This is a genomic window from Brevibacterium sp. HMSC07C04 (assembly GCF_001815905.1).
Lineage (GTDB): Bacteria > Actinomycetota > Actinomycetes > Actinomycetales > Brevibacteriaceae > Brevibacterium.
This window is the reverse complement of the sequence record NZ_KV823240.1, coordinates 24,202-26,779: the sequence shown is the minus strand read 5'-3', so window position 1 is coordinate 26,779 and position 2,578 is coordinate 24,202. Positions and strand designations below refer to the sequence as shown.

Below are 2,578 nucleotides of genomic sequence, written 5' to 3'. Positions count from 1 at the left end.
CGGGCCTCGGGAAACCCGAGGCCCGCCCTTTGCATGCCCAAAGAGTCTGAGTGAATCCTGACCTCTACTTGCAAGTTCGAACAAAATCACGAAAATGGTAGCTAATACGACACTTGACAACACACTGAGGTCCTGTTTATGAAGAAACTTCTCGCTGCGGCAGCCATTGTCTGCATTGGCTTCGCCAGCTCCATCACCACGGCGGCGCCTGCCAACGCAGACAGCAGACGCTGGCCCCTCTGCCTCGATGATCCGCGGCTTCTCAATATCAGCCCCTCGCCTATAACAGAAACTCAGCTGAAACAGCAGGGTGCAAAGATCACCGTCAACGCCAAAGGCCTGCGCCCGAACACACTGGGAGTGGCTTTGGTGATCAAGGGCAAGCTTCAGACGACCGACGACCTACTGGAAAAGGCGCGCGAAGAGGCAGGCGGCGAGCTTAGCGCCTCTCGGTTAGAAGAATTCAAAGCCCTTAAGGCTATGAACATCTCGCACGCAAACCCCAACAATTATATATTCGATGACATTGACCCGAACAACACCGGTGTTATCGCGCGCACAGGGTACGTCGTCTCTGATGAAAGCGGCACGGTTTCGTTTACTTTCGGCGGCGCAGAAGAGGCAAAAGAAAAATCACCGCTGAGTGCCGAACAAGAAGAACTCGTCAATGAATTGAATACGACCCCGTGGTCATCGCAGCTTCCAGAAAGCAAAGACGACGATTATCGGGGCGATTACACTGTGCTGCTGGCCCTTCCAAGAAGCGGCCCGTATGACCTGTACGGACTTGCTTTCGATGAAAACAACTCCCTGGTCCCGATTCCCCTCGACCGCATGTACGAAGATGAGTACAAACCGATCATCGACAACCGTGAGGCCATGCTTCGCGAACAGGGGGTGTCAGAAGATCGATCGCGCGGTTATGCTGAATTCACACCGGTTCTAGGCTGCACCGGCTTCACAGTCACCGACGCTCCGCCTGAGACACCGGAACCTGACGAAACCCCAACACCTGAACCTTCGCCCACACCGAGCGAAAGCTCGACGCCGGAACCTTCGCCGACGCCGAGTGAGAGTTCAACGCCCAGCGAAACCCCAACACCGGAACCGAGCGAAAGCAGCACTCCCACGCCGGAGCCGTCACCGACGCCGAGTGAGAGTTCAACGCCTAGCGAAACCCCAACGCCGGAACCGAGCGAGAGCAGCACTCCTACTCCCGCACCGGAACCAAAGGAATCCACCCCTCCAACCCCGGGTGATTCCTCACCGAGTACCATGCCGCGCACAGGCGCTCAGATCATGGGCGCACTCGCGGCAGCAGGAACGCTCCTGGCAGTGGGAACAGCCATCACTGTGCTCTCACGCCGCCGTTCACAGCGCCAGTGATAACCACAGCCCACGGGCACTGACCCAGCAGCAGCCTGAGAGGGGCCAAGCCCCTCTCAGGCTCAGCAGGAACGCAAACCATAAACGCCGCGCGTGGAACTGTGGAACCGAACAACATCATCAGAAGGAACTACACCTAGAAGCTCAGTGCTGTCAGGGACAGCTACAGCAACCCAAGGGATCTCTCCATGAAGAAACTCATTGCAAGCGCCGCTGTTGTCTGCACTGCACTTGCCAGCACGATCGCCGCAACAACACCAGCTCAAGCACAAGCTGCGTCGGCACTGTGTTTGAATTCGCCGGGGTTCATCAACACTGCGCCCATGCCCGTCACCGAAACCCAGTTCCGACAGGACGGCGTCACCATTACCGCTAAGGGACTGCCTCGAAACCCCAAGGCGCTTGGCCAAATGGTTGTGGTCAAAGGCGATTTGAGAAATCACCCCTACGTAGATGAACTCACTGAAGACAGCAGTCCAGAGATGCAGCAGTTCGCTTCCCTGATGAAGGAAACGAACATGAAGTTTTTCCCTTTCAGTTCTACTTTAAGCGGCTTTTTCTTCGAGACCATTGATCCCGAAAGGATCGTCCATTTTCAGTATTTCACTCCGAGGCCTGACGGAACCGTATCCTTCACCTTTGGTGGAAAAGAACAGAACCAGCGGAGCTCGCCTGTTCCACCTGAATTAGAACAGGCGCTTAGAAACGAGTATGGCGACAAAGCTGACGACTTAATAGCTGGACTTAACGACAGCGCACCGGATTTCCCCAGGGCAGCAAACGACACTGTAGACGTCAAGGGCACCTATTCCATCGGCTTCAATCTCAGCTCAGACTCCTTTGGAGAATCTGACGGAAGCTTCCCTGTAGGGCCTTATAGCTTCTTCTTCGACGGAACTTCGGCTTCGACAAGTTTTGGAGCAGTAGAATTCGAACCAGACTTCGGCGAAAGCTACGCTGAAGAGTTTGACAATGAAGATGTCAAGCAGTATTTTCGCGATTCCAGCCAGAAGCTAAAGAACAGGGTGGAATCGCTTGAAAGAAAAGGACTGCCGCGCGATGGCATCGTTAGGCATATTTCTACCCTTACTGCATGTTCCTCTTTTGCGGTGAGCGACGACCCAACTGCGGATCCTTCACCAGCCCCAAGTGAAGACGAGCCTGAAACACCCGCGCCTTCGCCTAACCCAAG

General features: G+C 55.1%; 2 protein-coding genes. Both read left to right on the top strand.

Annotation, left to right across the window (positions count from 1 at the left end):
• The first annotated feature begins 138 nt into the window (after positions 1-138).
• Positions 139-1,386: a hypothetical protein gene (locus HMPREF3162_RS11765; RefSeq protein WP_070574026.1), complete on the top strand. Its 1,248-nt coding sequence runs from the start codon at positions 139-141 to the stop codon at positions 1,384-1,386.
• Positions 1,387-1,574: 188 nt separating this feature from the next.
• A partial coding sequence (locus tag HMPREF3162_RS02285) for a hypothetical protein (RefSeq protein ID WP_218079166.1) occupies positions 1,575-2,578 on the top strand: 1,004 nt, incomplete at its 3' end.

What these genes read in the sequence shown, in the direction of transcription:
- HMPREF3162_RS11765 (WP_070574026.1), top strand. Translation starts at nt 139, where the DNA reads ATGAAGAAACTTCTCGCTGCGGCAGCCATTGTCTGCATTGGCTTCGCC.